The 26826-nt window shown below is 61.8% G+C and carries 14 protein-coding genes; 6 read left to right on the plus strand and 8 right to left on the minus strand.

Translation table 11 applies throughout. From position 1 onward, the window contains the following. Positions 1-77: 77 nt before the first annotated feature. From tldD to O3298_RS25985, 3 genes are all read right to left on the minus strand, one after another. Positions 78-1538 carry a metalloprotease TldD gene (gene tldD / locus O3298_RS25975; protein ID WP_305060898.1) on the minus strand — a complete coding sequence of 487 codons (1461 nt, stop codon included), beginning with the start codon at positions 1536-1538 and terminating at the stop codon, positions 78-80. A gap of 157 nt (positions 1539-1695) precedes the next feature. Further along, positions 1696-2496, minus strand: a complete 801-nt coding sequence (locus tag O3298_RS25980) for a carbon-nitrogen hydrolase family protein (protein ID WP_285817117.1) — start codon at positions 2494-2496, stop codon at positions 1696-1698. 30 nt (positions 2497-2526) lie between these two features. Next, entirely contained in the window at positions 2527-6687 is a 4161-nt protein-coding gene (locus O3298_RS25985) for a YhdP family protein (RefSeq protein WP_369811630.1), read from the minus strand. Between the two features lie 259 nt (positions 6688-6946). On the opposite strand from O3298_RS25985, the gene glnE reads away from it, so the two are divergent. The 3 genes from glnE to O3298_RS26000 all read left to right on the plus strand — a co-directional run bounded on the left by glnE (position 6947) and on the right by O3298_RS26000 (position 10817). Next, positions 6947-9700, plus strand: coding sequence for a bifunctional [glutamate--ammonia ligase]-adenylyl-L-tyrosine phosphorylase/[glutamate--ammonia-ligase] adenylyltransferase (glnE, locus tag O3298_RS25990; RefSeq protein ID WP_305060900.1), 2754 nt, complete (start codon positions 6947-6949; stop codon positions 9698-9700). Positions 9701-9713: 13 nt separating this feature from the next. Next, on the plus strand, positions 9714-10493 hold the full coding sequence (locus tag O3298_RS25995) for a YoaK family protein (RefSeq protein WP_305060901.1): 780 nt from the start codon (positions 9714-9716) through the stop codon (positions 10491-10493). Between the two features lie 135 nt (positions 10494-10628). Next, the gene (locus O3298_RS26000) at positions 10629-10817 is read left to right on the plus strand and encodes a hypothetical protein (RefSeq protein WP_152281604.1); all 189 of its coding nucleotides are present in this window, start codon (positions 10629-10631) and stop codon (positions 10815-10817) included. Between the two features lie 59 nt (positions 10818-10876). On the opposite strand, the gene gap is transcribed toward O3298_RS26000, so the two are convergent. The 3 genes from gap to O3298_RS26015 all read right to left on the minus strand — a co-directional run bounded on the left by gap (position 10877) and on the right by O3298_RS26015 (position 16951). Beyond that, entirely contained in the window at positions 10877-11887 is a 1011-nt protein-coding gene (gene gap, locus O3298_RS26005; protein ID WP_046685413.1) for a type I glyceraldehyde-3-phosphate dehydrogenase, read from the minus strand. Between the two features lie 79 nt (positions 11888-11966). Further along, positions 11967-13964 (minus strand): transketolase, encoded by a 1998-nt coding sequence (tkt, locus tag O3298_RS26010; RefSeq protein WP_289918071.1) that lies wholly within the window; start codon positions 13962-13964, stop codon positions 11967-11969. Between the two features lie 242 nt (positions 13965-14206). After that, positions 14207-16951 (minus strand): TonB-dependent receptor, encoded by a 2745-nt coding sequence (locus O3298_RS26015; protein WP_289913313.1) that lies wholly within the window; start codon positions 16949-16951, stop codon positions 14207-14209. Positions 16952-17480: 529 nt separating this feature from the next. Here O3298_RS26015 and O3298_RS26020 point away from each other — a divergent pair. After that, positions 17481-18206, plus strand: a complete 726-nt coding sequence (locus O3298_RS26020; protein WP_305060902.1) for a 16S rRNA (uracil(1498)-N(3))-methyltransferase — start codon at positions 17481-17483, stop codon at positions 18204-18206. A gap of 317 nt (positions 18207-18523) precedes the next feature. Here the strand turns inward: O3298_RS26020 and O3298_RS26025 are convergent, their stop codons facing one another. Continuing rightward, positions 18524-18901 (minus strand): hypothetical protein, encoded by a 378-nt coding sequence (locus O3298_RS26025; protein ID WP_305060903.1) that lies wholly within the window; start codon positions 18899-18901, stop codon positions 18524-18526. A gap of 211 nt (positions 18902-19112) precedes the next feature. Here O3298_RS26025 and O3298_RS26030 point away from each other — a divergent pair, with 211 nt between their 5' ends. Continuing rightward, complete coding sequence (locus O3298_RS26030) at positions 19113-21755, plus strand: TonB-dependent receptor (RefSeq protein WP_289918066.1); 2643 nt, start codon at positions 19113-19115, stop codon at positions 21753-21755. Between the two features lie 241 nt (positions 21756-21996). Continuing rightward, the gene (locus tag O3298_RS26035) at positions 21997-23628 is read left to right on the plus strand and encodes an NAD(P)/FAD-dependent oxidoreductase (RefSeq protein WP_305060904.1); all 1632 of its coding nucleotides are present in this window, start codon (positions 21997-21999) and stop codon (positions 23626-23628) included. 79 nt (positions 23629-23707) lie between these two features. On the opposite strand, the gene O3298_RS26040 is transcribed toward O3298_RS26035, so the two are convergent. Next, positions 23708-26425 (minus strand): TonB-dependent siderophore receptor, encoded by a 2718-nt coding sequence (locus tag O3298_RS26040; RefSeq protein ID WP_305060905.1) that lies wholly within the window; start codon positions 26423-26425, stop codon positions 23708-23710. Between the last annotated feature and the right edge of the window lie 401 nt (positions 26426-26826).

The raw sequence follows: 26826 nt of genomic DNA on the forward strand, positions 1-26826 counted from the left end.
AGCGCAGCTGTACTTCAGGTACAGCGAGCAACGCAAACTCAAGAGTGGGCTGCGCAGTAGGTTCCTGAAATGGCGATCTAAGCCGTGCCGCCGACGGTAATGCCGTCCAGGCGCAAGGTCGGCTGTCCCACGCCCACGGGCACGCTCTGCCCTTCCTTGCCGCACACGCCCACGCCCGAGTCCAGGCGCATGTCGTTGCCGATCATGGAAACTCGGTTGAGCACGTCCGGGCCGTTGCCGATCAGGGTCGCACCCTTCACCGGGTAGCTGAGCTTGCCGTTTTCAATCATGTACGCTTCGCTGGCCGAAAAGACGAACTTGCCATTCGTGATGTCGACCTGGCCGCCGCCGAAGTTGACGGCATATAAACCGTTTTTGACGGAGGCGAGGATCTCGCCCGGTTCCTTGTCGCCGCCCAGCATATACGTATTCGTCATACGCGGCATGGGCAGGTGGGCGAACGATTCGCGGCGCGCATTGCCCGTCACGGGCATCTTCATCAGGCGCGCATTCATGGTGTCCTGGATGTAACCCTTCAGGATGCCATCCTCGATCAGGGTCGTGCACTGTGTGGGGTTGCCCTCGTCATCGATATTCAGGGAGCCGCGCCGGCCAGCCAGGGTGCCGTCGTCGACCACGGTGACGCCCTTGGCGGCCACGCGCTCGCCGATGCACCCGGAAAACGCAGACGAACCCTTGCGATTGAAATCGCCTTCCAGGCCATGGCCGATGGCTTCGTGCAACAGGATACCGGGCCAGCCAGGGCCCAGCACGATGGTCATGGGGCCGGCCGGCGCCGGGCGCGCTTCCAGGTTCACCAGGGCCGAATTGACGGCGTCCGCCGCGTATTGTTCCAGTACGGCATCGCTGAAATAGTCATAGCTGTAACGTCCGCCGCCACCTGCCGAGCCCGTTTCGCGGCGGCCATTCTGTTCCGCGATCACCGTCAGCGAGACGCGCACCAACGGGCGGATGTCGGCCGCCAGCACGCCGTCGCTGCGCAGCACCAGCACCACGTCATATTCGCCGGCCAGGCCCGCCATCACTTGCACGACCCTGGGATCTTTCGCCCGCGCCATCTTTTCCACGCGTTCGAGCAATTGCACCTTGGCCGTGGCGTCCAGCGAGGCGAGCGGATCGTTGGGCAGGTACAAGGAGCGTCCGCCCTGCGGCTGCATCTGGCCCGCGATCTTGATCCTGCCGGCGCCGGCGCGCGCAATCGTGCGCGTGGCCGCAGCCGCTTCCAGCAGGGCACGCTCGGAAATGTCGTCGGAATACGCAAACGCCGTCCTGTCGCCGGACACGGCGCGCACGCCCACGCCTTGGTCGATGGAAAAACTCCCCGTCTTGACGATGCCCTCTTCCAGGCTCCAGCCTTCGCTCTTGGTCGACTGGAAATACAGGTCGGCATAGTCGACCTTGTGCGTAAACATCGTGCCCAGGGCTTTCAACAGCTTGTCTTCATCCAGGCCGAACGGCGTCAACAGGATCTCGCGCGCCACGGCCAGGCTGGACAGATTGGGTTCAAATGGCTTCATAACTTTGCACTCGCTAATTATATTCAACTCATTCTCAGTACCTGACAGAAGCGTAGCGAGCGGCAGTGATTTGTGGCCGAGAAGCGCAGCCGTGCTTGAGCACGGTGAGCATCGCAGGCCGCAAAGCGCGACGCGCAGTAGCTTATGTCAGGTACCCTCACATAGTGCGGTGCGCCAGGGCTGGCAAGGATTCGCGCACGCCGGCCAAAAACACCAGGTCGATCTCGCCGCTCACCACGCCCTCGCCTTCGGGCAACACGGCTTTCACTTCGCCCCACGGGTCGATCAGCATGCTGTGGCCCCACGTGCGACGGCCGTTCGGATGCAGGCCGCCCTGCGCCGAGGCCAGCACATAGCACTGGTTTTCGATGGCGCGCGCGCGCAGCAGCACTTCCCAGTGGGCGCTGCCCGTCGTATGGGTAAACGCGGCCGGCACGACGATCAGCGCGCAATCGCCCATGGCGCGGTAGAGTTCGGGAAAGCGCAAGTCATAGCAAATGGACAGGCCGACCCGTCCGAATGGGGTCTCGATCGAGCGCACCTGCGCACCCGGCACGATGGTGCGCGATTCATTGTACGACTCGGCGCCGCGCGTAAAACCGAACAGGTGGATCTTGTCGTAGCGGCCGGCCGGTTCGCCTTGCGGGTCATACACCAGCGTGGTGTTGAGTACCTTGCCCTCCTCGCCGGAAATCAGGGGCAAGGTACCGCCGATCAGCCAGATGCCGTGCTGGCGCGCCATCTGCGCCATGCCATCCTGGATGGGTCCGCTGCCGGGCTGTTCCGCGTGGGCCAGCTTGTCCGTTTCCTGCTTGCCCATGATGGCCCAGTACTCGGGCAGCACCACCAGTTGCGCGCCACCGGCGGCGGCCTGCGCCACCAGGCGGCGTGCCGTGGCCAGGTTGTCTTCCACGGAAGGCGAGGAAATCATTTGTACTGCTGCGACTGTATGCATCATTGCCACCTCTTCTCCATTCGAACGCCGCGCCTATTTCGCCACGGCCTCCGCCGCTGCGGCGGCAGGCACGGCGACAGGGTCCAATTTACCACCATCGAGCTTGGTCACGACGGGCGCTTTCCACGGCCCGGCGATCTGCATATGGTAAGTGAGCGCCTTCATCACGGGCGCGCGCAGGAACAATTGCGCCAGGAAACTGCCCAGGCCGATGACGGGGTTGACGGCCAGCGCGTACACGAGCGGCCCCGTGCCCAGGTTGAATTCCGGGATCACCACCACGTGCAAATTCGTCGTTTCATTGGCGATATCGGCCGTGCCATCCATCAGTACGGTTGCCGCCACGCCATGCATCTTGAGGTTATCGGTGCTCACCACGCCGCGCTTGATGCTGGCGTTGGCCGTGATGCCGTCGAAGGCCAGGCCTTCGGAAAACACGTCGTGGAAATCGAGTTTCAGCAAGCGGGGCAAGGCTTGCAGGCTGAGCACGCCCAACAGCTTGGCCGCGCCCGGATCCTGCTTGAGGAACTGGCCCGATTCCACGTTCATCTCGATCTGCCCCGACAAGGTGGGGATGTCGAGCGAATACGGCAAGCCGTTCCAGGCGATGTCGCCGCTCAGGCGGCCCTTGCCGCGGCGCACCGTGTCGGCAAAGCCGAAGCGGTCGAGCAACTTGCCCGCATCGACGATATCGAGGCCGAAACGCAGGCTGGTCGTGCTTTGCCCATCCTTGATGACCCATTTGCCATTGCCGCTCAGGGCGCCATCGGGATTCGACAGTTGCAGCTTGCCCACGCGCCATTCGCGCCCGCCCGCCGCCATGGTGTTATAGGCCTGCAACTCCAGCCGGCCGATCTTCTTGTTGAACAGTTCAAATTGCTCGGCGACGATATCGAGCGAAGGAATCGACTGGGCGCCGTTCTTTCCCTCCAGCAAATTCTTCACGTCGTTGGCGGCCGACTCCGGAATGATCAGCGACGACAGGCGCGCCGTCATCTTGCCCAGGCCGGACGGCGTTTCCAGCCAGGTCACATAGCCTGACACTTGTTTTGCATCAATATTGGCTTGCCACACATCCTTCTGGTGCGTGGCGCCCACGACCACGTTTTCCAGCTTGCGCTCGCCCAGCATCAGTTCGCTGGCACGGGCGGCCATCATGTCCGGCACCACGTATTGCGCGATATCGGGGGCATCGTCGGCGGCGCCGCTGTCGGCGGATGCCGAGCCGCTGCCGGCGATCTCGCTGCCGGCGGCGATCCAGCTGTCCACGTCCAGGGTTTTCATGTTGACGTTGAACATCATGCCGCTGTCCGGTTCCGGCGCCGGCACGTTCACGCCGATGCCGCCACGCACCAGGCGCCAGGCGTCCTTGCCCTGCTTCTGGCGCTGGTAACGCGCGGCAATGCCGGATCCCAGCGCGATGCGGATATCGTCCGTGCGCAGGCCCGCGCCGTTGGCCGCATTGCCCGTCAAGGTGAATTTCACGGGCAGGCTGTCGCCGGCCGGCTTTTTCAGGGGGGCGGGGAAATCCAGGCCCAGGCCCGTCAACGGCGATTCGACATTGACCACCACCTGGTGGTCGCGCGCCGTGATCAAGCCGCTGTAGCGCGCGCCGCCGTTCAAATGTTTCGCCAGGCGCTGCAGCACGGGCGCCGGATACGTCTTGCGCAAGCCGTCGATGGTCATGTTGCCGGCAATCTTGACCTGGATGGAACTGTCCGCCTGCGTGCCGCCCGAGATGGCCAGCGGCCCGCCAAGCAGGCTGCCGTTCAAGCCGTTCAGGTTGACGCCCTTTTCATTGAATTCGATCTTGCCCTGCGTGCCCAATACGGGCGGCATGTCGTGGAACAGCACCACGTCGTTGCCCGCCAGCTGCAAGCTGCCCTGCACGGTCGATTCGAGCATGCGCTCGATCGGCAAGTGCAATTTGAGGGCCAGCCTGGCGTTGCCCGTCGCCGTCGTTTCATCCGTGAAATGCTCGATCCAGCCCAGCACGGGGCTGGCCGTCACGTACTTGAGAAATTCCTGCATGGGGCCGGCCGCGTTGCCTTCAATGTCGAGCAAGGTGTCGAACACGGTCAGGTCGGGGATCACGGCTTTGACATTCGTCAAGGCCACGCCGCCCGTGATGGCCGTGTCGCCGCGGATTTCCATGCGCGCCCGTTCAAACACGAAACTGCCCTTGATCTTGTCCGCCTGCGGCCACAGGGGAGCCTTGCCGGCCAGCGGGCCGCTTTCCGCAAATTCGCCGGGCGCGTAGTTCAGGGTGCCATTTTCGAGCTTGCCGGCCACGCGGAATTCGCCCCGGGTGCGCTGGGCGGGCGTGTCGGCCTTGAAGGGGAAATGCTCGAGTTCGCCGCGCAGGCGCAGGCTGACATCGCGCGCCACGCCGCCTTCCAGCGCCCCCGTCAGCCAGTGGCGCAGGTGCTCGGGCGTTTGCAGCGGCAGGTAGCGGCCGATTGTGTTGATCTGGAAATTGTCTATCGTGCCCGTCAAGTCGACCTGGCCCAGGTTCTTGCCGTCGAGCGGCATGCGGTGCGTGCCTTGCAAGGCGACGCGCAAGCCTTGCTGATTGAAGTCGAGCTTGTCCAGCTCGACTTGCAGCATATTCTCCGCTTCAAACGTCCAGCGCGCCTGCATGGCGAATTGTTCGAACGGCATGGCCGGTTCGCTCAGGTACGATGGAAACTGCAGCACCAGATCCTGCGCATCGATAGCGATGCTGCCGCCCTTGTCGTTGGCGTCGATGGTGCCGCTGAGTTTGTCGAAGCCGGGAATGGCCGGTGCGGCCGCCTGCGCGGGGCTGCTCGCCGTCTTCGCCACGGCCAGGCGCGCCGGCTGCGCATTCAGGCCCAGGTCGATGAGCTTGCCGCGCAAACGGTAGCTGGCCGGTGTCGCCATCTCGCCTTCCCATTGCGCCGAGAAATCCTGCAAACGCCCGCGCGGCGCCAGGGCGTCGAGGCGCTGGCGCTGCTGTTCGCCCAGCGGCAGCTTGTCGGCCAGCGCGGCCAGGGTTTGCAAATCGAGCGACTTGGCCGTGATTTCCGTGCGCGCCGGCTTTCGCTTCGTGGCGGCAATGAAACGTTCGGACAGGGTCGTGGGCGGCAGGCTGAGGCCGTCGCGTGTTTCCACCGCGAAATTCGTCAACTCCACCTGATGGCCATTCGCGCCAAAGGTGGGCTTGCCGTCCGGCACCTGCGCCGACAGCTCTTCTTTTGCCGAAATGCGCCCGCTGACCGACAGCAAGTCGAGCGGGGCGATATGCTCGCCCAGCTGCGCCTGCACATCCGTCAAGCCCACGTCGGCCGTGAAGCCGGCCAGGCGCGCGTGATCCAGGCTCAACCAGGCGCGCAAGGCGCCCTTGCCCTGGCTCAGCTCGAACGGGTAATCGAGGTAGCGGCGCCAGGCGGCCAAGTCGGCGTTTTTCAGGTCCGCATACAGCTCGCCCTTCCACATCGATACATCCGAGATGCGCGTGCTGAAAGGCGGATGCGTGAAGTGAGCACGCACATCGATGGGCGCGGCCAGGCTGGCGGGCGGCGTGGCCTGCAAGCCCAGCCGGTGGGTGCGCCAGCGGTTGCGCAGCAGCAAGTTGACCTGGGTTAAAGCCAGCTCCGGCGTGCCGCGCGCTTCGTCCGTCCAGCGCACCTTGCCGTCGCGAATGATGATGTCATGCTGCGACAGCAGCCAGTCGGCGCCCTTGCCGTCGCTGCCCTGGCTGCTGTCGACGAGCACGCCGGCCACATACAGCTTGCCATCCATGCTGCGCCGCACGTCCAGGTCGGGCCGCGTGATTTCCAGAGTAGTGAAGCGCACGGAACCGAGCACACTCCACCACGACACAGTCGCCGAAATGCTCGGCAGGCTCAGCGCCTGGCGCCCCGCCTGGTCGCGCAGGGTCACGTCGCCGAGGAAGAGATTCGGCCGCACGCCATGCCAGGAAGCATAAATGCGCGCGATGCTGACAGGGTTGCCCAGCGCGCGGCTGGCCGCCCGCTCGATATCGCCTTTGTAATAGTCGATATTCGGCAAGATAGCGTAGCGCAGGAATAAAAACAGCACGGCGAAGGCGAAATACGCCAGCAGCACCAGTTTGATGGTAAAACCCAATACATGGTGGGTGGCCAGGTTGGCCATGCGATAGGCGGCACGCAGCCTCTGCCAGCGCAGGGCCAATGGCACATGTTCTGTCACGCTTGCTTCTGGCGGTTTTTGCATCAATAAGCTAATAAACTGGCCCGGCGTCAAATAATGGCAAAAATCGTCTGCATTCGTGGTGCGCGCCTGCATCCTTGCGCTTGCGTCTGAGCAAAGCCTCCCTTACCATCGTCCGGAAGAGCACGCACTACCGGCGGTATACGGCCAGCGGCACAATTTTACCGCATCCCCCGCCGTTCGCAGCCAAGTTAAACTAGAACATGCACGCAGCATCCACGAGACCCTTCCCGATACCATGAGCACACAGCCTTTGATTTCCGCCTCCCGTTTCTACCAGCGCTGGCTGGACGCCGCCCCCGAGCGCGCCGCGCAGGTGGCGCAACTGGTGCGCGCGCCGCTGGACGGGCTCGACTTTGCCGCCGAGCTGGCCGCCCAGGCGAACGCCGCCACGCCGCCGCTGCCGCCCGAACGGGCCATGCGCCGCCTGCGCAACCTGCTCGTCTGCGGCCTGATCGCGCGCGATCTTGGCGGCCAGGCCGACTTGAACGAAGTCGTGACCGCCATGACGGGTTTTGCCGATTTTGCCATCCGCACGCATGTGGACGCCATCATGGCCGAGATGGTGGCCCTGCACGGCATGCCCGTCGGCGAGGAATCGGGCGAGGAACAAGCCTTGATGGTGCTGGCGATGGGCAAGCAGGGCGGCGGCGAACTCAATGTGTCGTCGGATATCGACCTGATCTTTGTCTACCCGGAAGATGGCGATACGCAAGCGACCTTGCCGGGCCAGCGCAGCCTGTCCAACCACGAGTTTTTCATTCGCATGGGCAAGAAACTGATCGCCGCCCTGGCCGAGATCACGCAAGACGGTTTTACTTTCCGTGTGGATATGGCCCTGCGTCCGAACGGCAATTCCGGCCCGCTGGCCGCCAGCCTGGGCATGGTGGAACAGTACCTGATCGTGCAAGGGCGCGAATGGGAGCGCTACGCCTGGGTCAAGGCGCGCGCCGTGACGGGCAAGCCGGAAGACATCGCCTCGCTCGACGCCATCGTGCGCCCCTTCGTCTTCCGCCGCTATCTCGATTTCGGCGTCATCGATGCCATCCGCACCATGCACGGCCAGATCCGCGCCGAGGTCAACCGCCAGGAGCGGCTGCACCCGGACCGCAGCAACAACGTCAAGCTGGGCCGTGGCGGCATCCGCGAAATCGAATTCCTCGCGCAAGTGTTTCAATTGATACGGGGCGGGCGCGACGCCGAGCTGCGCGAACGTTCCACGCGCGCCACCCTGCGCACGGTGGCGGACAAGGGGCTATTGGAACCGGCCATCGTGGAACAATTGCTGGGTTCTTACACTTTCCTGCGCAACCTGGAACACCGGCTGCAGTATCTTGACGATGCGCAAACCCATACCTTGCCCGCGAACGAGGCCGACCGCCTCACCGTGGCGCAGATGATGGGTTTACCCGACACACCCACCCTGCTGGCCCAGCTGGAAGCGCACCGCGTGTTTGTCGCCGGTCAATTTGACGAAATGTTCAGCGACAAGAGCAGCGGCGCGCCGCCGGTCGACACGGGCATCGACCCGCAAACGTCGAACGACTGCGCCGCCTCGGACCAGCAGGAAGCCATCGAAGCGCGCTTCGCCGCCCTGGGTTTCCATGAACCGGCCGCCTGCGCGCGCCGCCTGCTGGCCACGTGGCAGGCGCCCCGTTTGCAATCCTTGCCAGAGGCGAGCCGCACGCGTTTGGTGGCCCTCGTCAATTCCGCCCTGCCCCTGATCACCGATTGCTCCGTGTCCAACGGCAACGCCAGCCAGCTGGCCACCCTGGGCCGCCTGCTCGATTTCCTGGAGGCCATCGCGCGCCGTTCGGCCTATCTGTCGCTGCTGACGGAATACCCGCATACGCTCGAGCGCGTCGTGCGCATGGTGTGCGCCAGCGGCTGGGCCGCCACCTTCCTCACGCAGCATCCGATCCTGCTCGACGAGCTGCTGGACGAGCGCATCCGCAATACGGTGCCTGACCCGGCCGCGCTGGCGCTGGACTTGCAACGCCAGCTCGACGACGCGCCCGGCGACACGGAGCGGCAGATGGATATCTTGCGCGAAACACACCACGCGCAGCTGTTCCAGTGCCTGGCGCAAGACCTGGCGGGCGACCTCAGCGTGGAAAAGCTGGCCGATTACCTGTCCCAGCTGGCCGACATCATCGTCGCCGCCACCGTGCAAGCCGTCTGGCAAACCTTGCCTACGCGCCACCGCGAGGTGCCGAAATTCGCCGTCATCGCGTACGGCAAGCTGGGTGGCAAGGAGCTGGGCTATGTCTCCGACCTCGACGTCATCTTCCTGTTCGACGACGACGACCAGGAAGCGCCCGGCCTGTACGCCAAGCTGGCGCAGCGCTTCATTACCTGGATGACCTCGCACACTTCGGCCGGCATTTTGTTCGATATCGACATCGCCCTGCGTCCCGACGGCGCCTCGGGCATGCTGGTTTCCAGCGTGCAAGCGTTCGAGCGCTACCAGGGCAGCGCGGCCTGGGTGTGGGAACACCAGGCGCTCACGCGCGCGCGCTTCTGCGCCGGTGATGTCGGCATCGGCAAGCACTTCGAACGTATCCGCGACACGATCCTGCGCAAGGAAAGGCCGGAAAACGGCCCGCTCAAGGGCGAAGTGGTGGCCATGCGCAAGAAGATGCTGGACGCCCACCCGCCCCGCCCCGGCAACTTTGATTTGAAACAAGATCCGGGCGGCATGATCGACATCGAGTTCATGGTGCAATACCTGGTGCTCCAACATGCGGCGCAATACCCGCAGCTGACGGCCAACTCGGGCAATATCGCCCTGCTGCGCCTGTGCGGCGAACTGGGGCTGATCGACGCCCAGCTGGCCGCCCTGGTGGCCGACGCCTACCGCGCGCTGCGCAAGCTGCAGCACCAGCTGCGCCTGCAGGGGCAAGACCTGGCCCGCGTGGAACCGGAACGAGTGCGTGTGCATGCGGACAACGTCATGCGCCTGTGGCAAGCCATCTTCGGCGCCACCACCTGAGGCCGGCCCAGGCATGCCGCTTCATTACCTGTCCCGCCTGAGCGGATCGGCGCGCGATACGCAAGCCAATCTGCAGCTGGGCTGCGTGCTGGCGCTGGTGGCCGGCGCCGTGAATGCGGGCGGTTTTCTTGCCATTGGCGGCTATACCTCACACATGACGGGCATCGTCTCGGGCATGGCGGATGACTTGGCACTGGGCAATATCACGCTGGCCCTGGCGGCGCTGGGCGCATGGCTGGCTTTTGTCAGCGGCGCGGCCGTGACGGCCATCATGGTGAACTGGGGCAAGCGACGCCGGCTGCACAGCCAGTTTGCCGCCAGCCTGCTGCTGGAAGCGGCATTATTGCTGCTGTTCGGCTTGTCGGGCAATTACCTGGCCACCATGCCCGACGTGCTGGGCCCCGTCACCATCTTGCTGCTGTGCTTTGTGATGGGTTTGCAAAACGCCATCATCACCAAGATTTCGGGCGCCGTCATCCGCACCACGCACGTGACGGGCCTGTCGACCGATATCGGCATCGAACTGGGCAAGATGGCGTATTACAACCGGCGCGCCTTGCCGGACCGCGTGGTCAAGGTGAACCGGGGCAAGCTCAGGACGCACAGCCTGCTGATCGCCTGCTTCTTCATCGGCGGCGTCAGCGGCGCCCTGGCCTTCAAGCACATCGGCTTTCCTGCCGCCACCATCCTGCTCGCCGGCGTGCTGACCCTGCTGTCGGGCGTGCCCGTGCTGCGCGACTTGCGCCTGCTGTGGCGCTTCTACCGGCGCCGCCTGCGCGCCTTGCGTCAGTAGAAATATTTTTCTTTATGGCAATTATTAGCTGGTTTTAATGCTAATATTTTTCCGCATCCGGCGGGCTGATCAAGCCTGGCTGGATGGTCTTTTGATTCGACACCCTACCGTTGTCCAATGATGAAAGCGAGAAAAATGATTTCCATTAAAAAAGCCCTGTTTGTCTTTGCCATCGCCGCCGGCGCCGCCGCTTCGTTCTCCAGCACGGCCGCCGTGCGCGCATGGATTCCGTCGGAAAACTGCGACTACATCCTCAATATGTGCTACCAGGGTGTCGAGGCATCGTGCGAACAGTGGCGCAATCAGTGCGAACCGAAGGAATAAGCGGGCAACAGACGAAAAAAAACGCCCCGAAGGGCGTTTTTGCTTATGCGGTCAAAAGATTACTTGGCCGACATCAGTGCAACGGTGGTGTCGAGCATGCGGTTCGAGAAACCCCACTCGTTGTCATACCACGACGACACTTTTACCAGGCGGCCCGACACTTTGGTCAGGGTCGAGTCGAAGTTCGACGACGCCGGGTTGTGGTTGAAGTCGATCGACACCAGCGGTTCGGTCTGGTACGTCAGGATGCCTTCCAGGGCGCCTTCCGAAGCGGACTTCATCAGGGCGTTGACTTCTTCCACGGTGGTGTCGCGCTTGGCGATGAAGGACAGGTCGACCAGCGACACGTTGATGGTCGGCACGCGGATGGCGAAACCGTCCAGCTTGCCATTCAGCTCAGGCAGCACCAGGCCCACAGCGGCAGCAGCGCCCGTCTTGGTCGGGATCATGCTCATGGTGGCCGAACGGGCGCGACGCAGGTCTTCATGCATCACGTCGGACAGCACCTGGTCGTTGGTGTAGGCGTGCACGGTGGTCATCAGGCCCGTTTCGATGCCGATGGCGTCGTTCAGCGGCTTGACCAGCGGTGCCAGGCAGTTGGTGGTGCACGAAGCGTTCGAGATGACGGTGTCCGTCGATTTCAGCACGGAGTGGTTCACGCCGAACACGACGGTAGCATCGACGTCCTTGCCGCCTGGTGCCGAGATGATGACTTTTTTCGCGCCGCCCTTCAAGTGAGCCGAAGCTTTCTCTTTGGTGGTGAAGAAGCCCGTGCATTCCAGCACGACGTCCACGCCCAGCTCGCCCCATGGGATTTCAGCCGGGTTGCGCTGTGCGAATACGCGGATCGGATCGCCATTGACGATCATGTTGTCGCCTTCGACGGTGACCGTGCCAGGGAACTTGCCGTGCGCGGTATCGTAGCGGGTCAGGTGGGCGTTCGATTTGGCATCGCCCAGGTCGTTGATGGCAACGATCTGGATATCCTGTTTCTTGCCGCCTTCGTAGAAAGCGCGCAATACATTACGGCCGATGCGGCCGTAGCCGTTGATTGCAACTTTGATCGTCATACTCTGCTCCTGATTAAAAAAAAAGGTATCAGCACAGCACCCCGGCCAGCACATGGCCAGGGTCTGCTCAAAATCAATATTAGCCAGCGATAACGGCTTTAACCTTGGCTACGACATTCTCGACCGTGAAGCCGAAGTGCTTGAACAGCACGCCGGCCGGAGCCGATTCGCCAAACGTGTCGATACCGACCACGGCGCCTTCCAGGCCCACGTATTTGTACCAGAAGCTGGTCACGCCCGCTTCGATGGCCACGCGCGGCACGCCTTTCGTCAGCACGCTGGCCTTGTAGGCGGCGTCCTGGCGGTCGTACACGTCGGTCGACGGCATCGACACCACGCGCACGGCGATGCCTTCGGCCGCCAGCGCGCTGGCGGCGGCGACGGCCAGTTCCACTTCGGAACCGGTGGCGATCAGGATCGCCTTGGCGTCGGCCACGTCGTTCAGCACATAGCCGCCGCGGTAGATGTTCTCGATCTGTTCGGCGCTACGTTCCTGGTATGGCAGGTTCTGGCGCGAGAAGATCAGGGTCGACGGACCGTCCTTGCGGCGCACGGCGGCGCCCCAGGCAGCAGCCGACTCGACGGTGTCGCACGGACGCCAGTTGTCCAGGTTCGGGATCAAACGCATCGACGAGACGTGCTCGACCGATTGGTGCGTCGGGCCATCTTCGCCCAGGCCGATCGAATCGTGGGTGAACACGAAGATCGAACGCAGTTTCATCAGGGCAGCCATGCGCAGCGCATTGCGGCTGTAGTCGGAGAACGTCAGGAACGTGGCGCCGAACGGAATGTAGCCGCCGTGCAAGGTAATGCCGTTCATGATGGCGCTCATGCCGAATTCGCGCACGCCGTAATTGATGTGGTTGCCAGGCTGGCCCGAACGCACGGCTACGCACTCTTTCCAGTTGGTCAGGTTCGAACCGGTCAGGTCGGCCGAGCCGCCCAGGAATTCCGGCAGGGACGACGCCAGTGCCTGGATGGCGTTCTGGCTGGCCTTGCGGGTGGCAATGTTTTCTTTCTTCTCGACGCAGGAAGCGATGGCGGCCGACAGCGCCGTTTCAAACGCGGCGGGCAAGTCGCCCTGCATGCGGCGGCTCAGTTCAGCGGCTTGCTGCGGGAATTCGCGGCCATAAGCGACGAAACGCTCGTTCCAGTCCGCTTCCAGCAGGGCGCCTTGCTTCTTGGCATCCCAGGCTGCGTACACGTCGGCCGGCATCTCGAACGGGGCGGCATCCCAGCCGATGTATTCGCGCACGGCGGCGATTTCCTTGTCGCCCAGCGCAGCGCCGTGGACCTTGTCGCCGCCTTGCAGGTTCGGCGAACCCTTGCCGATGATGGTCTTGCAGCAGATCAAGGTTGGCTTGCTGGCCTTCTTGGCGGCGGCGATGGCGGCAGCCACGGCGGCAACATCGTGGCCGTCGACGGCGCGGATGACGTTCCAGCCGTACGCTTCGAAGCGGGCCGGGGTGTCGTCCGTGAACCAGCCTTCGACTTTGCCGTCGATGGAAATGCCGTTGTCATCGTACAGGGCGATCAGTTTGTTCAAGCCCAGGGTGCCGGCCAGCGCGCACACTTCGTGCGAAATACCTTCCATCAGGCAACCATCGCCCACAAACGCGTAGGTGTAGTGGTTGACGATATCGTAGCCAGGCTTGTTGAATTCAGCGGCCAGCAATTGCTCCGACAGGGCCATGCCGACGGCGTTGGCGATACCCTGGCCCAGCGGGCCGGTGGTCGTTTCCACGCCTGGCGTGACATCGACTTCCGGGTGGCCCGGGGTTTTCGAATGCATCTGGCGGAACGCCTTGATGTCATCCATCGACAGCTCGTAACCGGTCAGGTGCAGCAGCGCGTAGTGCAGCATCGAGCCGTGGCCGTTCGACAACAGGAAACGGTCGCGGTTCTGCCATTTTGGATTCGCGGGATTGTGGCGATAGTGACCGCTCCACAGGGCAACTGCGATCTCGGCCATGCCCATCGGCATGCCTGGATGGCCGGAATTGGCCTTTTGTACAGCGTCCATTGCCAGTGCGCGGATCGCATTGGCCATTTTGGTAGTCGGGAGCGTAGTTGTCATGATGGTATGGGTCAGTCGCGAGTTTAAATTCGTTTGCTGCGCAGCTGGGCGCAGTCAGAGCTGTGTATTTTACCAGACCAACAAGGGGAAAAATCAAACCGCGCAACGCCGCCGCCGCGGGTTGCGCCCCTTGCGCCCAGCAGGGGCGAAAAAAAACCGGGCCAGGCCCGGTTTTTCGCGACTTACGCCGCTGCGGAGCGCGCCGCAAATCGACCCGCCCCGCCCGTCAGTCTATCCTCACGTCATTTGAAGGAGTATGACGCCGACATATAGATGTAACGGCCACGCGGATTGCCGTAGGCGGTGTCGTAGCCGATGTTCGACGATGGATCGAACGCTGGCGCACGATCGAACACGTTATTGACGCCACCGCGCAGCACCAGGTTCTTGAAGCCGCTGTAGGACAGCGAGGCGTCAACCAGGGTCGCGCTCGGGATCATCAGGCCGTTCGCGTACTCGTCGTAGTAAAGGTTGATCGTCGCCGACGGTGTCCGGTCCACGTGGTAATGCGAGGTGAAGTTGGCGCTTGTCGTCGCCGCCCAAGCACCGCGATCCCAGTTGACACCCAGCTTGGCCAGCAGCTTAGGATAGCCGTATTCACCGGCCTCGCAGGCCGTGTTGTTGGCGCAATTGATCGCCGGATCGTCAGGCAACAGCGCGCGGTCATAGGACAGTGTGTAGGTCGCCTCGCCGAACACCTTGAAACGCCCCATCTCGGCTGTGCGCAGCGTGTACGACGCTTCGACATCCAAACCGTCGGTGGTGACCTTGCTGCGGTTGATCAAACCAACCTGCAGCTGCTTCAGGCGACCTACCAACGGACCCAGCGTCGCGCGCTGGGCGGCGCTCAGCGCATTATACTTCTCCTGGTCTTCCGCCGTCACGGCGTAGCGCGTAACGGCATTCTTGTACTGACCATCCTCGCCCGCCAACACGGTTTCGTTGTCAAGATTCTCGACCCGATCGTTCCACTTGATATTCCAGTAGGTTAAACCCAGCGTCAGGTTCTTGATCGGCTCGGCAACCACGCCCAGGTTGAACTGCTTCGATTTTTCGGGCTTCAAATCCTTCGTGCCAGACAGCAGAGACAGCGCCGAACCGCTACAAGCGGTGTCAAAATACGCGTCACCCACGATGCAACGCTTCGGATCCTTGGTTGCGACGAAACCGCCGCGGCCTTCGTTAAAGCGCTGCGACAGCGTCGGCGCGCGGAAACCGGTGCTGTAGCTGGTGCGGAACATCAAGGTCGGCAAGGCGGTCCAGCGCAGGCCAAGCTTCGGGTTGGTGGTACCGCCAGCCAACTGGTAGCGGTCATAGCGGACGGCCGCCTGCGCTTCCAAATTTTTCAGCAGCGGCAGGGCCAACTCGCCGAACACGGCGCCGAGCGACTCGGAGCCGTCGATGCCGCGCAGGGTCGAATAGATGCCGATCGCGCCATCGCGCCAAGCCTGCGACGGATCGTAGCTGAGCTTCTCGCGCTTATACTCGGCACCGACGGCCACACCGATCTTGCCGCCGGGCAGTTGGCCAAATTCGCTGGAAGCAGTCACCTTGGCAAAATCCGTCGAGGACTTGGTCTTGGTGTACTGGTCGGCTGTCAGTTCGTTGATGACCTGCTCCGAATTGTGGTTGCCGCCGAAGGGGTTAAACTTGCCCTGCGCCAGGTAACTCTGCAATTTATCGTGCAGGAAGGAGCCGTAGACGCGCGTTTCGCCCTTCTCTTGGCTGTGGCCCACAGACACGGTCCAGTCCCAGTTGGCTGCACGGCCGGTAGCGCCGCCGACCAGCCAGGTGGTGTCAACATTGGTGCCCGTACCACCCTCGGCGGCGGGGAAGTAGCGGCGGATGTTGACCGGCACGCCGTAGATGTTGAAGGGGTTGTCCGCCGCCACACGCAGCACGTTGGAACGGTCGGCGTTTTGGATCCAGGCCGGCGAGCCTTGGATGCGGGTGTCGAAGTGGTTGTAGAACAGATTGGCGAACAGCGACACATCCGGCGTCAAATCCCAGTTCGCCGTGACCGCCCCGCCGTAGCGTGTGGACGGGCGCACCAGGTCTATCGACTCGGCGGTGGAGTACAAGCAGGCGTTGCGGTTCGGCGCAGCCACCCATTCCGGCGCGTCAGGATAGGGCTTGCGGTGGGCCGCGTCGCACTCCGGATCGGCCATGCGCTGCGAACCGCCCAGCGAAATGGTGCCAGGATCGCGGCCCTTGGCGCCGTACGTGCTACCCTGATACAGGCCGCCCTTGTGACCGGTGAAATCGGTACTGTTCGCCCAATCGCGGTCGACACCATGGATGGCCTTGGTTTTTTCGTACGAAGCCGAATAAGTCACGTTAAATTTCTGTGCGTCACGGTCACCGAAACCGCCGGACACGGACACCTTATGGTTTTGCCCGTCGCCATAGGTGGTCGAACCGGTGCTGGCGTCCAGGGTCAAGCCCTGGTAATCCTTGCGCAGGATGAAGTTAATGACGCCGCCGACGGCATCGGTGCCGTAGATGGCCGAGGCGCCGTCCTTGAGGACATCGATGCGCTCGATGGCCGCCAGCGGAATGGCGTTCAGATCGACCGAGGTCTGGCCGCTGTAATCGTCCGAACCGGACGCCGGCAGGCGATAGCCGTTCAACAGGATGAGGGTCGGCAGACCGCGCAGCGAGACGCTGGTGGCGCCGTTGCGGAAGGAACTCGACGTCGCCAGCTCACCGCCGTTACCGCCCGCAGCAGTCAAGTTGCGCATCAGGTCCAGCACCGACGTCGCGCCCGAGCGGGCGATCGATTCGCGCGTCATCACGGTGATCGGGGAAATACCTTCGGCTTCGATACGTTTGATACTCGAACCGGTGATTTCGACGCGCTGCACCTTAGGCACCGGCGCATCGATCGCTTCCTGCGCGTGCACGCTCATCGTTGCGACGCCGGCGAACGCGGCCAACGCCAATCTCACCACCTGCACACTCTTTTTTTCGCGAAACATCAACATCATAACTGATTCCTTTTCTTGATCCCTGATATCACTTGATAAGCGATTAGTTTGTATTTTTATAATCGCTTAAATCTCTCATGGTCTTGCGAAAAACGGCAAGGCCCTCCCGCTACAGTTACAGTGTCATGCTTTCCAACCAATTTAAGCTGGCCGCAACGCGCCCAGGGCCATAGGCCCAAGCATTGAAACGTGCGGCGTCTCCCCATACCATACCGAATCACATCACGGACGACATTGCTGGAAACAATTGATGTCGTTCAACACAACTTGTATAGTCATCAAACCACGCCAAAAGCTTCACTGTCAATAATGCAATGGTTTATGAAATCAAAAAACAACATTTCGTTTTTGATCAGCTTGTTATAGCCGCGCAATTTCCCGCCCCGGATGCGCCGTGCGCAGGCCGGCGGCAAGAATTTCACCCGGCCGCGCGCAGCGGTACTAAAATTGCACCCTCGAGTCGCAGCCGCGCGCGCCCTACCCGCGCGCGGCGCGGCACCTCCCATTGTTTCTCTCCGCAGGATGTTGCATGCCGCGTTTTTTCTGTCCCCAGCCACTCGCCATAGGCGCCACCATCGCTCTGCCCGACGCCGTCGCCCACCACGTCCATGTGGTGCGGCTTGTGCCGGGCGAGGCCATCACCGTCTTCAACGGCGAGGGCGGCGAGTACACGGCTGTCTTGTGCAACGTCGAGAAAAAACGCGCCAGCGCCGAACTGAAGTCCCACACTGCGCGCGAGGCGGAACTGCCGTACGCCGTGACCCTGGCGCAAGCGCTGCCGGAAGCGTCCAAAATGGACTGGATCATCGAAAAAGCCATCGAACTGGGCGCGGCCGGCATCGTGCCGCTGGCGGCGCAGCGCTGCGTCGTGCGCTTGTCCAGCGAGCGGGCCGAGAAAAAGCTCGCGCATTGGCAAGCGATCATCGTGTCCGCATCGGAACAATGCGGGCGCAACCGCCTGGCGCAGCTGGCGCCATTGCAGGATTTTAATAGCTGGAGCAGCCAGCAAGATTTACATAAACGCATCATTTTGACGCCGCGCGCCGAGCAGTCGCTGGCCGACTGGGCGCGTCATCAGCCGCCGCAGGCGATCACCGTGATGGTGGGGCCGGAAGGGGGCTTTTCGGAAGCGGAAGAAAAGGCGGCGCTGGCCGCCGGCGCCATCGGCCTGGCCATGGGTCCGCGCATCCTGCGCACGGAAACGGCGGGCCTGACGGCATTGGCGACGCTGAGTGCATTGTGGGGCGGGATGTAAATATGCGCGCATGACAGCACAGCGCGCCCGTGCTGCCGTCATATCCGCAACTGCCAGTGTAAGCTCTTGTCCACAGGCGACCCGGGAAGCAGTCTCGGGTCGCCGCCAACGCCAGCACAGGCCAGCGCATACGCAGCCGCATGCCAATTCCATCGCTTGCATTTTCCGGCCCGTTACAGCGCGCATCCATTCGGCGCCGGCAATACCGGCCTTGCCGCAATACGAATTTCTTTTATTGCGTGAATGCCGAAAAAATCCAAAAAAACAAACGAAGATAATCCGCGCATTCATGAAATGACGGACCAATTATTATCTTTTTAAATATTTAAATAAATAAAATTCTTTAGCACCCTGCGATTAAGCACCAGAATGATGCGGGCTTGCACACTTTTGATACACAAACCCAATATTGCACCATGATGGCGCTCACGTCTATCGTTCTGCGTGTTAGTACAAAAAAACAACGCTTCCACCATCGCCTTCCCTCCCGCACCGCAGCATTCAGAGCCTGCAAAAATGCGGCCCGCACCCCGTATATGGCAACATCGCTCAGGCAAGAAAAAATAACCGAGCTCTGCCGTGTGTTGTTTTTTCATATGTGTCCGGGCTATAAAAATTGACAGGCAAGCAGCTACGATGGTTTCATTAACATCTTGAAACTTTGAATACTCAAAGATTTCAAAGATACCGTCCATGAGACGATCGATAAAATAATAGATACATATATGGTTAGCGTTTCCAATACAAGGAGATGTCGTGCCGCATATTCATAAAGTGAGGAGTTTTGCAATGATGGTGGAAACAGGATTATCGCGGTCTATCCGTTTGATGTTTATCGGCAGCCTTGCGTTTGGCATGCATGTAGCCAACGCACAGACTACTGGCCAAAACATTCAAAAGGTTGAAGTGACAGGTTCGAGCATCAAACGCGCGGAAGCCGAGACCATTTCGGTCATTCAAACACTGACCCGCAAAGACATCGAACAGACCGGTAAAGCATCGATCGCCGACGTCGTGCGCAGCATCTCCGCCGACAACAACGGCAGTATCAGCGGCTCCTTCACCAGCGGTTTCGCCGGCAGCGCCTCTGGCGTGTCGCTGCGCGGTCTGAGCGTCAGCTCGACTCTGGTGCTGATCAATGGCCGCCGCACGGCGCCGTACGGCTTCGGCGATGACGGCCAACGCAGCTTCGTCGACTTGAATTCGATTCCCCTCGACGCCGTGGACCGCATCGATATCCTGAAAGACGGCGCTTCCGCCATTTACGGTTCCGACGCGATCGCCGGCGTGGTCAACATCATCTTGCGCCAGAACTATGTCGGCAAGACCATCTCCGCCAACGTCGGCCAGAGCGGCCACGGCGACGGCACCGTCACCAGCATCTCCGGCGCCATCGGCTTCGGCGACATGGACACCGACAAATTCAACGTCTTCGCCACCATCGATGCGAAAAAATCGGGCGAAATCAAACAATCCAACCGCGACAAGTGGATCGGCCAAGCCGATGCCCGTCCATGGGGTGGGCGCGACCAGCGCGGTGGCGCCACGACCAGCGGCAACGGCGGCGGCAGCTCCTTCCTGGGCACCCTGCGTCCAATCTCGCCAAAGCTGGGCAATGTCACCAACTTGCCGGGCTCGTGCGATCCGATCAACCTCGATCCGACCGGCGGCACTGCGGGCGACAACCGCGGCGGCGGCTGCCTGTGGGATCCGGTCCAGTTCGCGACCGTCCAGCCAAAGACCGAAAACGTCAACCTGTTCATGCGCGGCACCCTGGCACTGGGCGCCGATGCGCAAGGCTACACGGAAGTGGGCATCTTCAAGTCGAAGGCCGACACCTACACCACCCCATCCGGCCTGACCGGCGCTGGCTTCGACCTTGTCAATGCCCGCGTCAACAACACCAACAGTGGCCCGGACCAACTGCTGATGCCAGCGGGACACCCGGACAACATCCTGGGCGTCGCCGCCCGTCCGCGCTGGGTCGATGCATCGCGTCCACGCGTATCGAACCTCGAAACGACCGTCACCCGTGTCCTGGCCGGCGTCAAGGGTACCTACGCCAACTGGGATTACGATACTGGCTTGATGTATGCAGAAAGCAAAACCGACCGCACGCAAACGGGCTACTACCGTACCAGCGCCTTGCGCCAGGCGCTGAACAACGGCACTTTCCGTATCGGCAAGGGCGTCATCAACAGCCCTGAAGTACTGGCGCTGGTATCGCCTACGCTGAACAACTCGGGCACGACGAAGAGCACCTCGCTGGACTTCAAGGCGACGCGCGAACTGTTCCAATTGCCAGGCGGCATGATGGGCCTCGCAGTGGGTGCCGAATACCGCAAGGAAGAAACGAACAGCCAATCGACGCCATACACCGACATCAACGATATCGTTGGCCTGGGCTATTCCGCTTCGCAAGGTTCGCGCAACGTCAAGGCCCTGTACGCCGAGGTCGCCGCGCCAGTCATGAAAGAACTGGAACTGCAATTTGCGCTGCGCAGCGATGATTACTCGGACTATGGTCGCTCGACCACGCCAAAAGTTGGCTTCAAGTTCACGCCAGCATCGGCCGTGGCTTTCCGCGGTACGTATGCGGAAGGTTTCCGCGCGCCTAGCGCCGCGGAAAACGGCAACAGCGCCGTGGCGGCGTTCACCAACATCGCCAGCGACCCAGTGCGCTGCGCCGTGACGCACTTGACGATCGATTGCTCGTCGCAACAAGTTGGCGCGATCACCATCGGCAACAAGAACATCAAGCCAGAAACGTCGAAGAGCTACAGCCTGGGCATGGTGCTCGAGCCGATCAAGAACATCAGCCTGTCGATCGACTGGTGGAAGATCGTCCGTGACGGCGAGATCAACGGCTCCGATCCTGGCGCAGTGGTCGCCAACCCGGCTGGCTACCCGGATGCGGTCATCGTACGTGGCGAACCGACGAGCAACTTCCCAGGCTTGGCTGGTCCTATCCTGATGGTCAAAGCACCTTACCTGAACGCAGGCAAAACCAAGACCTCGGGTATCGACCTGGATTTGCGCGGCAAGTACAACGCCGGCGAATACGGCCGCTTTAACTCGGGCGTAACGGTCACGTACATGAAGGAATTCACCCGTACCAATGCCGACGGCACGGTACTGGAGTTTGCCGGCACCCACGGCGACACCAACCTGTCCGGCAACGGCGGTACGCCGAAGACCAAAGTCCGCCTGACCCTGGGCTGGGATCAAGGTCCGGTCAACATCACGGCCAACATGAACTACGTCAGCAGCATCAGCAACAAGAACGATGTCAAGGGCGATTGCCTGGACATCGATGCCAACGACGTGCCATACAAAAACTGCCGTATCGCTTCGTTCACCACCACGGATCTGTTTGCCAAGTGGAATGTCACGAAACAATGGGAACTCACCGCGTCGATCTCCAACCTGTTCGACAAGATGGCACCACTGGACGTGCAAACCTACGGCCGTATCAACTACAACCCATCGCTGCATCAATCGGGCGCAGTGGGCCGTTACTTCACGCTGGGCGGTCGTTACACGTTCTAATCGCCAGGCAAGATATAACAGTTAGTTAGCAAGACAAATCCGGCGGCCACGCACTGGCCGCCGGATTTTTTCTTTTTTGCAACACCTTTCTTTCCTGCCGCGCCAAGGCGCCGCCACCCGCGCAGATGGCCGGCAAATGGCCCGCAGCCGGACATGCGGGTAAAATAGCGCCCTGATGCCCTCACTCGGCACCGCACACTCTCCGCTAGATACGGAGCCCTGCAATTTTTAAAAACACACCATGTTGCGACTCAACGAAGTAAAACTCCCCCTCGAACACGACGAAGCGGCCCTGCCCGCCGCCATCCTGGCGCGCCTGGGCATCGCTGCGGCCGATTTTCTCGGCTTTACCGTCTTCAAACGCAGCTATGACGCGCGCAAGCGCAGCGCCGTGGTGTTGATTTACTCGCTGCATGTGGACGTCAAGAATGAAGCGGCCGTGCTGGCGCGCCTGAGCCACGACATCCACCTGATGCCCGCGCCCGACACCGACTACAAATTCGTCGCCGGCGGCGAACAGCTGGCCGGCCACAGCACTGAACCGCGCCCCATCGTCATCGGCACGGGCCCGTGCGGCCTGTTCGTGGCGCTGATCCTGGCGCAGATGGGCTTGCGCCCCCTCATCCTGGAACGGGGCAAGCAGGTGCGCGAACGCACGGTCGACACCTTCGGCTTCTGGCGCAAGCGCGAGCTCAATCCCGAGTCGAACGTGCAGTTCGGCGAAGGCGGCGCCGGCACGTTCTCGGACGGCAAGCTGTACAGCCAGATCAAGGATCCCAAGCACTACGGCCGCAAGGTCTTGACGGAATTCGTCAAGGCGGGCGCGCCCGAGGAAATCATGTATGTGAGCAAGCCGCACATCGGCACCTTCCGCCTGGTCAAGATGGTGGAAGAAATGCGCGCCAATATCGAGCGGCTGGGCGGCGAATACCGTTTCAGCAGCAAAGTGGTCGATCTCGACATCGTGCCAGGCGCCGACGGCGGTCAGGTGCGCGGCGTGGTGCTGGACAATGGCGAAACCATCGCCAGCAACCACGTCGTGCTGGCCATCGGCCACAGCGCGCGCGACACCTTTGAAATGCTGCACAAGCGCGGCGTGTACATCGAAGCGAAACCGTTCTCGATAGGCTTCCGCGTGGAACACCCGCAATCCCTGATCGACAGCTGCCGCTTCGGCCCCAGCGCCGGCCACCCGATCCTGGGCGCGGCCGACTACAAGCTGGTGCACCACGCCAGCAATGGCCGTTCCGTCTACAGCTTCTGCATGTGCCCGGGCGGCACGGTGGTGGCGGCCGCCTCGGAACCGGGCCGCCTGGTGACGAACGGCATGAGCCAGTATTCGCGCAACGAGCGCAACGCCAACAGCGCCATCGTGGTCGGCATCACGCCGGCCGACTATCCGGGCGACCCGCTGGCCGGCATCGCCCTGCAGCGCGAACTGGAAGAGCGCGCATTTGCCCTGGGTGGCGGCAACTACGATGCTCCAGGGCAATTGGTCGGCGATTTCGTCGCTGGCCGCGCCTCGACGGAATTTGGCAGCGTGGTGCCGTCGTACAAGCCGGCCGTGCACCTGACGGACCTGGCGCCCTCGCTGCCTGAATACGCGATCACGGCGCTGCGTGAAGCGTTTCCTGCGTTCAACAAGCAAATCAAGGGTTATTACAAGGCCGACGCCGTGCTGACGGGCGTGGAAACGCGCACTTCGTCGCCGATCCGCATCAAGCGCCGCGACGACGACCTGCAAAGCCTGAACACGCGCGGCCTGTTCCCCGCCGGCGAAGGCGCCGGCTATGCGGGCGGCATCCTGTCGGCGGCCGTCGACGGCATCAAGGTGGCCGAAGCGGTGGCCCTGTCGATGGCGGCACGCGGCTAGGCCACACCGTCCCCGCCCTGCGGCGGGACGAAAAAAAACCGGCACCATATGCCGGTTTTTTTATACCTGTACCTGACGATTAAAACTTGTACGAGGCATTCAGGTAGCCGGTACGGCCGCGCGGATCGTAGTAGCGGTCGTCATAGCCGAATTGCTGGCCGCGGTTCGCGCCGGACGTCGATGGCACGAATGGCGGGCTCTTGTCGGTCAGGTTCAGCACGCCTGCGGTGAAAACCCAGCTCTTGCTGGGTGTCCAGACCGTCTGCCAGTCGAGCGTCGAATAGAACCCGACCCGCATCCGGATATCTTCCTGGCCCGTCACGGCGCCGGAAGCGTCGAGCACATCGACCGTCGTTTCCTGATCCTTGTAGCCGGACAGGAAGTTAACCGTCAGCGAATTGGCCCAGTTGCCTGTTTTCAAAGTATTCGTCCACTGGCCGCGCGTGCGGAAGGTGACAGTACCGAGCTCGGCGAAGTTACCCAGCGCAGAATAATACTGACCACCGCGTTCCAGCTGTATATCTTCGCGCAACATCTGCGTCGCATTCAACTGCGAGGTAAACAGGCCGATACCCGAGCGGTATCGAGCGCTGATATCGATATCGACGCCAGTGGCGAACGATTTACCGAGGTTCTGGTTATCGGCCAGGAAGGCCAGGTAGGTCTTGCCCGTACCGACGTCCGTATTCACGCCCCACGATTTCGGAAATGCTGCGGGATTGGCGAACACCAGCTGCTCGGTCAACTGGCCGAAGGAATCGCGGATCTGCACATGCCACAGGTCGGCTCCCAGGGTAATGGCGCTGATCGGCTCGTAGCGGAAGCCCAGGGTGGCCTGTTTCGACTTCTCTGGCTGCAAGTTGCGGTTACCGCCGGCCAACTGATCGTACTGGTGGTTGCCTGGCTGGCATTGGGCATTGAGGCGCGTGGCAATCGCTTGCAGGGCCGGCGTACACGTGTAATTGTCGCTGGTGACGCCATAGCCGCGCTGCAGGGCGTTGACTTGTGGCACTGTCGGCGCATGGAAACCATTGCCAACGGAACCACGGATCAGCAAGGTGGGCGCCGGCGTCCACTTGAAGCTGGCCTTGGCCGTGGTGGCGCCGCCGAAGTCCGAGAATTCATCGAAACGCAGGGCCGCGCCCAGTTCCAGTTCCTTCAGCACGGGTGCGATCAGTTCGCCAAACACGCCCTTCGAGGTGCGGCTGGCACTGTACGGATTGCTGCTGGCCGCGTCGCCGAAACGCTGGTCGCACTCCAGTCCCGTCGTGCCGCCGCACAAGGTACCCTTCACTGGGTCGGCCAGGATGCCCTGCGCAAACGGACTCGGTTTGGAGGAAAACTCCTCGCGATTGATGTTGGCGCCCACGCCCAGCATCATGGCGCCGCCCGGCAGGCGTCGTATTTCCGTCGAACCACTCAAATTGATGGTTTGCAAGCGCGACGTGCCGCCATCCCAGTAGCCGGTGAAGGCGGCCGCCTTGATGGCTTCCTGCGCTGCGGCCGACTGCTTGCCCGGACCGACGAAGGGATCGAGCAAGCCGCTCGATGTCAGGTTGCTGACGGCAATCGCGCCAGGATAACCGGAAATACTGCCTTTTACGCGGCTTTCCGAGAAGTTGTAGGAGGCATTGTAATCCCAGCCGGCGGCCACGCCGCGCGTGCCCACCACCACGCTGGCGAAATCCGCCGTATCCTTCGAGGTGCGCTGTCCCATGTCGAACAGGCGATAGGCCGCCACGCTGTCACCGGTTATACCGACTGGCAACAAATACTTGTCATGCAACGGCGTCCCTTTATCGATGGAAATCTCGCCCGGCACGGGGGCGATACGCGAGGTCTGCTTGGTGCGCGACAAGAGTACGTCGGCATACACTTCGTGACCGGCGACTTTGAACGTGCCCGAAGCCATGAAATTGTCGCGTTTGCGTTCCGGATAGATCTCCAGGTCCTTAACAAAATCATAACCGCAGTAGTCATTCAAGCGCGGGGTGCCATCCGGGTCTGCATACGGTTCAAGCACGCGGAAAGTCCTGGCGGGGCAGGAGCCGTTCAGCTTTTGGTAAGGACTGATCAACTGGCCATTGTCATCAACGGCGTTGGCGGGAATCGGGCTGACCGAAGACTGCTGCTTCTGATAGCGTTTGCCATTGGCCGAGAATTGCACCTGGCCTGTGTTGGCGAACGAGCGGTCGACCGAGGTCAACTTGTCGCGTTCATCATGGCCAAAGGTCAGCACCACGTTGTAGCCATCTTCGTCCAGATTGCCGAAACCTTTGGTGGCGCTGATACGTTTCTCACGCGCACCATTTTTGGGCGCGGAATAGCCGATGCTCACATCGCCCATCGTCGTATCGTGCTTGGTAATGAAGTTGACCACGCCGGCGATGGCGTCGGCGCCATACAGCGCGGAGGCGCCGTCGGTCAGCAGTTCCACACGTTCGATTGCCGAGATGGGGATGGAATTCAAGTCGAAGCCGGCCGCAAAGCCGGTCAGGGTCTGGCCGCCGAACTGGGCCAGGCGCTTGCCATTCAGCAAGACGAGCGTACGCGTCTCACCCACGTTATGCACGGAAATGCCGGAGAAACCGAAGGTGCTGCCCCCGACCGAAGAACTTTCCGTCGTCGCCCCCTGGGCGGAAGAGAGTTTCTTGACCAGGTCTGTGACCGAGGTGGCGCCCGAGGTGCGGATGGCTTCGGCGGTCAACACGGTGACGGGCAAGGCACCTTCGGCGGCGATGCGCTTGATCGACGAGCCAGTGACTTCCACGCGCTGCATCTGCGCATCTTGAGCCACCGCAGACTGCGAGGCAAGGGACAAAGCCGCTGCCATGCCACCGGCACAGACAATGCGAACGGCACGGGAGATGACGGTTTCTTTAAGCATGACGAACCCTTTTCATTTTTGCATTATGTAAGCAACAAAGCTGCTATCCGGACTGCATCCACTCTCCTAAAGGTACTATTCCTGCACCGCGCGTTCGACAGTGTGCCAGCCCCGCTCCCGCATGAGGGAAGGCGAACCACGATGTCGGCGCAACAGCCGAGGCCAGCCAACTGAAAGTTAGCTAGACAACTACATAGAATCACGGCGATATTCTTGGTGTCAACAGAACTCACGTCGCGTATAGCATACATACAACATTGTGAAAAAAAATAGAAGTCAGGCAGGTATGCCACCCAAAGATAGCGTACAGC

Origin of the sequence: Janthinobacterium sp. SUN137 (assembly GCF_030587265.1) — a bacterium.
GTDB lineage: Bacteria > Pseudomonadota > Gammaproteobacteria > Burkholderiales > Burkholderiaceae_D > Janthinobacterium > Janthinobacterium kumbetense.

Bases quoted from the DNA above. Each gene is read 5' to 3' on its own strand.
- tldD (WP_305060898.1), bottom strand. From the start codon at position 1,538: ATGAAGCCATTTGAACCCAATCTGTCCAGCCTGGCCGTGGCGCGCGAG.
- O3298_RS25980 (WP_285817117.1), bottom strand. From the start codon at position 2,496: ATGATGCATACAGTCGCAGCAGTACAAATGATTTCCTCGCCTTCCGTG.
- glnE (WP_305060900.1), top strand. From the start codon at position 6,947: ATGAGCACACAGCCTTTGATTTCCGCCTCCCGTTTCTACCAGCGCTGG.
- O3298_RS25995 (WP_305060901.1), top strand. From the start codon at position 9,714: ATGCCGCTTCATTACCTGTCCCGCCTGAGCGGATCGGCGCGCGATACG.
- O3298_RS26000 (WP_152281604.1), top strand. From the start codon at position 10,629: ATGATTTCCATTAAAAAAGCCCTGTTTGTCTTTGCCATCGCCGCCGGC.
- gap (WP_046685413.1), bottom strand. From the start codon at position 11,887: ATGACGATCAAAGTTGCAATCAACGGCTACGGCCGCATCGGCCGTAAT.
- tkt (WP_289918071.1), bottom strand. From the start codon at position 13,964: ATGACAACTACGCTCCCGACTACCAAAATGGCCAATGCGATCCGCGCA.
- O3298_RS26015 (WP_289913313.1), bottom strand. From the start codon at position 16,951: ATGATGTTGATGTTTCGCGAAAAAAAGAGTGTGCAGGTGGTGAGATTG.
- O3298_RS26020 (WP_305060902.1), top strand. From the start codon at position 17,481: ATGCCGCGTTTTTTCTGTCCCCAGCCACTCGCCATAGGCGCCACCATC.
- O3298_RS26025 (WP_305060903.1), bottom strand. From the start codon at position 18,901: ATGGACGGTATCTTTGAAATCTTTGAGTATTCAAAGTTTCAAGATGTT.
- O3298_RS26035 (WP_305060904.1), top strand. From the start codon at position 21,997: ATGTTGCGACTCAACGAAGTAAAACTCCCCCTCGAACACGACGAAGCG.